Here is a 7,054-nt window from a genome sequence, read left to right as displayed (position 1 = left end):
CGGCAAGGTGGAACGCTTTTGGAGGACCCTTAAAGAAGACCTTATTGAAGATACCGATTTCGACAGCTTTGAAGAGCTGGAAGATGAACTCCTCAAATATCTTGTTTATTATAACTGGGAACGGCCACATCAGGGCATCAATGGTAAAAAACCTATCGATATGGTCACCCTAAACAACAAATAAAAATACCTGATTCTGTTACCGAATTACTAAACCCTTACAATTGCGAGCGCAGCGCGGCAATCGCGAACTTTACAGAGGGGATCTGAACAGTTCGCGGGTTAATATTATCCCACCGGCAGTTTAACCACAAAAATAGAGCCCTTGCCTTCATTGCTTTCAACATTGATAGTGCCATTATGACTTTCAACTATCTGCCGAACGATGCTAAGGCCCAAACCGGTTGATTTTTCGCCCCTGGTACCGGTACGGCCGGCTTTTGTAAAACGGGTAAATATTTCGGGTAAAATAGCTTCGGGGATCCCCATACCGTAATCCTGCACCTCAATCATTATTTCGTTAGCAATTTTGCTAAGCCTGATGTCAATGCGTTCATTATCCTTTGAAAATTTAACAGCATTGCTTACCAGGTTATCAATAACCCTGTAGAATTTTTCTTTGTTAATCAGTGCGTAAACGGGGTTTACACTACTCGTGAATAATACATCGGCCTTTAACTGGGTTTTCCAGCTTTGTACCGCTGTTTTAAGTAGCTGGTTCAGTTCGGTTCTTTCAGTAACCATCACATTGTTGTTATCATTGCGGGCGGCCTCCAGTAAATCATCAATTATTGACCGGGCTTTTGCACATGAGGCTTTTACCATTTCCAGGTTGTCGCGGGTATCTTCATTTATCTCATCCAATTCCATTATCATGGCAATGGATTCAACGGCTGCTATTGGGTTGCGCAGGTCATGAGCTACCATGCCCAGTACCTGGTTTTTAAACCCATTTGCTTTTTCAATCTGCTCGTTTTTTTCTTTAATTTGAATAACCTGGTTAAAACTATTGCCTTTAAAAGTGAAAAAGTACCGCGATGTTAAATAAAAGGCCGATAACAGTATTAATGATGTAAGCTGGTTATAAAGCATTTGGGTTGGCGATGTTTGGCTATATAACAACAATGCCGTAAAAAACAATTCAATAACGACAATTAATATAATGGTTTCATAGTACTCAAATACGCAAATAGCGCTAATAAGGCATAAAGCAATCAGGTAAAGGATAAGAGCGTCGCCTGGATCAGATGTGGCAATAAAACTGGAATACATGCCACATGTAATAATGTACAGTGAAAATAAAAACACAACAAACGCCATTAACTGGGTGCCTTTTTTACGCTTTTTATAATCGGCAATAAGCACGTTGCTAATTATCAGAAAAATAGGAGTGACGCATATAAATACCCAGTTGCTTGTATTAAATTCAGGAAAATTTTGAGCCTTGGTAAGGCTTGCCGGGAATACAAGGTATACCGCTCTTATGATTACGTTAAGTAATAAAAAAATAATGCTGGCTGCCCTTATGGCAACTAAATTTTGATAGGTGTAAAAATCCCTGTATAATGCCCGGTACTTTACAGGCAGGCTATTAAAAAAGAAATGAGTATTCAAAATTGAACTTATTGGGGCTCATCAAAAATATCAAAAATTACTAAGAATCATGCTGATGGCGTCAAAATGGCGTTTTAATTTATTCTTGCATGACTTTTTATCAGGCATTAACAACTGGCAAGGGATTTGACTGGATCTAACTAATATAAATCACTATGAATTTTAACAACTTTACAATAAAAGCCCAGGAAGCCGTTCAAAAGGCTTCGGAAATTGCCACTGGTAACCAGCAACAGGCAATTGAACCAGCGCACCTGTTAAAGGGTTTGTTGCTGGTTGATGAAAATGTTATATCGTATTTATTAAAAAAACTAAATGTTAACCTTAAACGCCTAAACGATACTTTGGATACGCAGATTGCGTCGTTCCCTAAGGTAAGCGGCAGCAATTGTTATTTATCTTCAGATAGCAATTCGGCCCTGCAAAAAGCACAGGGATATTTAAAGGAATTTAAAGATGAGTTTGTATCTGTTGAACATATATTATTAGGCTTGCTGGCAGCAGGCGGTAAAGTAAGCACTGCCCTTAAAGATTTTGGGGTGAACGAAAGTGATCTTAAAAAAGCGATCATCAGCTTACGCGGTGATAGCAAGGTAACCGATCAAAACGCCGAAGCTACCTACAATGCCCTTAATAAATATGCCCGTAACCTTAATGAGTATGCCGAATCGGGCAAGCTTGATCCGGTTATTGGCCGGGATGAGGAGATTCGCAGGGTTATCCAGATCCTTTCGCGCCGTACCAAAAATAATCCGATACTGGTAGGTGAACCTGGCGTTGGTAAAACCGCCATTGCCGAGGGTATAGCTTTCAGGATCATCAAGGGTGATGTGCCCGAGAGTCTGAAAACCAAAGTAGTTTATTCGCTGGATATGGGAGCGCTTATTGCAGGCGCCAAGTACAAAGGCGAGTTTGAAGAACGCTTGAAAGCGGTTATCAAAGAAGTAACACAAAGCGATGGCGAAATCATTTTGTTTATTGACGAGATCCACACCCTTGTAGGTGCCGGCGGTGGCGAAGGCGCTATGGATGCCGCCAATATATTAAAACCTGCTTTGGCCCGTGGCGAATTAAGATCAATAGGCGCTACCACGCTTAATGAATACCAGAAATATTTAGAGAAAGATAAAGCCCTTGAACGCCGTTTTCAGAAAGTGATGGTTGAAGAGCCGGATACTGCCGATGCGATATCAATTTTAAGGGGTTTAAAGGAACGTTACGAAACACACCACAAGGTGCGGATAAAAGATGAGGCTATTATCGCAGCGGTTGAAATGTCGCAACGTTATATAGCTGATAGGTTTTTGCCCGATAAGGCTATTGACCTGATGGATGAGGCCGCATCAAAACTGCGCCTTGAAATGGATTCGGTGCCAGAGGTTGTGGATGAGCTGGAACGCCGTATTATGCAGTTGGAAATTGAGCGCGAAGCAATTAAACGAGAAAAGGACGACCGGAAGGTTGCCGATTTAAGCGAAGAAATTGCCAATCTATCGGCCCAGCGCGATTCATTACGAGCCAAGTGGAAAGGTGAAAAAGACCTTGTTGACGGCATCAACACAAAGGTTGAACTGATAGAAAACTACAAGCAGGAAGCTGAGCAGGCAGAGCGTGCAGGCGACTATGGTAAAGTAGCCGAATTACGCTACGGTACCATTGTAGAGGCACAGGCCGAAGTTGAGAAGCTAAAGGCTGCCCTGCTGGAAAATCAGAGTGACAGCCGCATGCTGAAAGAAGAAGTTACTGCCGATGATATTGCCGGAGTAGTAAGCCGCTGGACAGGTATCCCGGTTAGTAAAATGATCCAGAGCGAACGTGAAAAACTGCTGAGCCTGGAAGATGAATTGCATAAACGAGTAGCAGGCCAACAGGAAGCGATAGAGGCTATAAGTGATGCTATACGCCGCAGCCGTGCAGGTTTGCAGGATAAACGCAGGCCAATTGGGTCGTTCATATTTTTAGGTACAACCGGGGTGGGTAAAACCGAGCTGGCAAAGGCATTGGCCGAATACCTGTTTAATGACGAAGGCGCATTGGTGCGGATAGATATGAGCGAATACCAGGAACGCCATGCTGTGTCAAGACTAATAGGAGCGCCTCCGGGCTATGTGGGTTATGATGAAGGCGGTCAGTTAACAGAGGCTGTGCGTCGTAAGCCATACAGTGTAGTGCTGCTTGATGAAATTGAAAAGGCACACCCGGATGTGTTTAATATCCTGTTGCAGGTGTTGGATGATGGCCGGCTGACCGATAATAAAGGCCGTGTGGTAAACTTTAAGAACACCATCATCATCATGACATCAAACATAGGATCAAACATTATCCAGGAAAACTTCCAGACTTTGGAGGATGAAAACCGTGATGAGCTGATTGCCAAAACAAAGAACGAATTATTTAGCCTGTTAAGGGCAACTATTCGTCCGGAGTTTTTGAACCGTATTGATGAGATCATCATGTTTACCCCGCTTAGCCGCGATGAGATTCATGATATTGTGAAACTGCAGTTTAATCATGTGAAAGAAACCCTGGCCGAAATGGGCGTTACCATGGAAGCTTCTGACGAAGCGCTTGACTGGCTGGGCCAGTTAGGTTACGATCCTCAGTTTGGTGCCCGTCCGCTAAAACGTGTCATCCAGAAAAAGATCCTCAACGAGTTATCGAAGCAGATCCTGGCTGGCAAGGTAGATAAGGATAGCACCATTAAGGTTGATATGTTTGATAACAATTTTGTGTTTTTGAACATACCTAAGGTGGCTCCTGAGCCTGTTAAATAATATTTAACTCCATCATATAAGTAAAAGAGCGACCCACCCGGCCGCTCTTTTTTTTTGAGCTTAAAAAACATCATCTTTTTCCTCCTCCTCCTTCTTCTTGTCAACCATCTCTACGGGGCTTTCATTGTTATTAAAACGCTCTTCGTTTTTGGCAAGGATAGGGGCGGCTCCGGCTATAGAAATTCCGGTTACGGCCAATAATAAAAATACAACAAGGCAAATAAGCCTCAATAGCTTTTTAAGCTTTTTCATGCAGCAGGCAATAAACATTTAGCTGGCTTTAAGGCACAGTTAAACCGTTAAATAAATTTTACTTAATTCAATAAATTGGGAATTGTGGGTTCGTTAACCTATCAGGCCTGCATCTGGATAGGAAACACGGGGGATGTTTATGAATTGGTAATCAGGAGCGGATCTGTAACCTGAAAAAAGTTGCGCCAAATGATGGTATCTGCTTATGGTAAGCTTATTATGCAATAATACCCGTTGATAGTAATTATCGCTAAGTTGAATATTGAGTAGCCTGATCCTATAAAAAGAACAGAACGCTCTTTTATAACTTATGCCATGTTTTAAGGCGACTGAATTAGCCGCCAGCACTTCGGTATTGGTAGTTGTGCTGCTTGGCAGATTGCTGCTTACATAACCGGATACGGCGAAAAAACTGATCAATAAGGAAAATGCCAGTAAGCCCTGCCTTGCCTGTTTTTTCAACTTAGTAAACATCATGTTGCCATTTATCACGTGTAAATATAATCAATTACTGTTATTGAAATCTCATTGATTATATGGATTATCTGTTGCGGTACCAGGCAACTAATAAAATTTAATTCCAATTAATACTATTAACTAAAACGCCTATATTTAATAATAAGTTAATATATTGGCAATATATAGCCATGGATTTTTATTGAAGTTTGACATACAGTTAATAAACATAAACTTATACATAAAACACCTTAAAAAATCACTATGCTAAAATTTACAAATTCGAGGCTGCTTTTTGCTGCCTTAGCTTTTGCCGGAGCCCTAACCTCAGGCTGTCAAAAAAATTCAAGTCAGCCGGTTCAAAATGCTGCCGATAACAAAACGGTATCGGTAACAAAACTTAAAATCCAGGCGGTATCACTTACGCAAGGGTTTGAGGTTGGCGCAACCAGCCCTAAAACGGCTTATGATGTATCACCTACAGGCTCGGCCAGTGGCGATAATGTAACCTTATCCGGCAGCTCATGGAATATGTATGATGCGTTAATAGGCAACCTGGCCGGCGATCTAAAAGCTGGGTCATGGGCAGGTCGTATTCGTAACACCGGGAAAATTACCATGTTATTTGATGTTACTACTGGCATAAGTAGCGTTACTATAAAAAGTGGCACTTATGGCTCGGATGCGGCAAGCACATGGGGTTTATTTTATTCTGTTAACGGAGGCACCAGCTGGGCGCAGGCAGGTTCAACCATAACTACCACTACAACACTTACTACTTCAACATTTACTATTAGCGGTGTAACCGGTACAGCACGGTTAGAGATCCGTAAATTAACCGGCGGCACCAACCGTATCGATATAGATGATATCACCATAAATGATGGTGGCACCGGTGGTGGTGGTGGCGGTACTGTACTTACAGGTAAAAAATTCCTGTTTGATGCAAGTCACCTTGAAAATGCAGGCAGCGCCGATTGGCAGATTGATGCCGATGGTACCGAAAATGTACCTATGTATACCGGCGGTACAACTGTTGAAACAAAAGCGCAGCGTATACCAACACCATCATACACAGGTATTACTGCTACTACTGCCGAAACCTATTGGAAAGGCGCTATTTCTTCATGGGCAGTTGAACTGGTAAAACGCGGCGAGCTGGTTGAGTCATTGCCAAGCGGATCAACAATTACCTACGGCACTGCAGGTGCACAGGATTTGAGTAATTATGATGTATTTGTAGTTGTTGAGCCCAACCGTTTATTTACAGCCGCAGAGAAAACGGCCTTAATGAACTTTGTTGCCAACGGTGGAGGCTTATTTATGATAGCCGATCATACTGCAGCTACAACTGCCGGTACTGACGCCAATGGCTATAACCCATCTGACAGGGACGGTGACGGTTACGATTCGCCACGCGTTTGGAACGATTTGATGACTAACAACGGCATCAACAACAGCAATCCTTTTGGTTTCAATATCAACTATGTTGACATCAGCGAAGGGCCGTCAACTAATGTTTATACAGGTACTAACACTAACGCGCAAATAGTATTAAATGGCGCGGCTGGCACAGCTTCAAAACTGGCTTTTTATAACGGATCAACCGCCACTTTATACCCTGCGGACAACTCAAGTGTACAGGGCTTATTTTGGCGTAACAGCGCTACCAATGGTGGTACAGCTAATGCCATGGCGCTTTTAGCAACCTATGGCTCTGGTCGCGTTGTATTTATTGGTGATAGCTCACCGGCCGATGATGGTACAGGCGATACCAATGATAGTTTGTTTAATGGATGGTCTGGCGATGCGCCTTCTGGCTATACTTCGCACCCGGCTTTGCATTTAAATGCTTCGTTGTGGTTGGCTAAGGCACAATAAATAGCCTTACTCCAGGTATTCTGCTAAGAAAATGCCTTAGAAATAAAAACGTCCCGTTACTGTAGTATCGGGGCGTT

Annotated in this window: 6 protein-coding genes; 3 read left to right on the top strand and 3 right to left on the bottom strand. The window is 42.6% G+C overall.

The genetic code is table 11. The features are described 5' to 3' along the window. Positions 1-184: integrase core domain-containing protein (locus AC1DYB_RS24275; protein ID WP_477436628.1), on the top strand; the 184-nt coding region annotated here is incomplete at its 5' end. A gap of 104 nt (positions 185-288) precedes the next feature. Here the strand turns inward: AC1DYB_RS24275 and AC1DYB_RS24270 are convergent. Then, on the bottom strand, positions 289-1,614 hold the full coding sequence (locus AC1DYB_RS24270) for a sensor histidine kinase (RefSeq protein ID WP_477438727.1): 1,326 nt from the start codon (positions 1,612-1,614) through the stop codon (positions 289-291). Between the two features lie 155 nt (positions 1,615-1,769). On the opposite strand from AC1DYB_RS24270, the gene clpB reads away from it, so the two are divergent. Beyond that, the gene (gene clpB / locus AC1DYB_RS24265; protein ID WP_477438725.1) at positions 1,770-4,388 is read left to right on the top strand and encodes an ATP-dependent chaperone ClpB; all 2,619 of its coding nucleotides are present in this window, start codon (positions 1,770-1,772) and stop codon (positions 4,386-4,388) included. Positions 4,389-4,448: 60 nt separating this feature from the next. Here clpB and AC1DYB_RS24260 read toward each other — a convergent pair whose 3' ends face one another. After that, complete coding sequence (locus tag AC1DYB_RS24260) at positions 4,449-4,640, bottom strand: hypothetical protein (RefSeq protein ID WP_477438723.1); 192 nt, start codon at positions 4,638-4,640, stop codon at positions 4,449-4,451. Between the two features lie 93 nt (positions 4,641-4,733). Next, on the bottom strand, positions 4,734-5,117 hold the full coding sequence (locus AC1DYB_RS24255; protein WP_477438721.1) for a hypothetical protein: 384 nt from the start codon (positions 5,115-5,117) through the stop codon (positions 4,734-4,736). Positions 5,118-5,360: 243 nt separating this feature from the next. On the opposite strand from AC1DYB_RS24255, the gene AC1DYB_RS24250 reads away from it, so the two are divergent. Continuing rightward, a complete protein-coding gene (locus AC1DYB_RS24250; protein ID WP_477438719.1) occupies positions 5,361-6,977 on the top strand; it encodes a hypothetical protein in 1,617 nt (538 codons plus the stop codon). Positions 6,978-7,054: the final 77 nt, after the last annotated feature.

It is taken from the genome of Mucilaginibacter sp. P2_A4 (assembly GCF_056405015.1).
The sequence above is the reverse complement of the archived record's forward strand: the minus strand, read 5'-3'. Positions and strand labels throughout refer to the sequence as shown.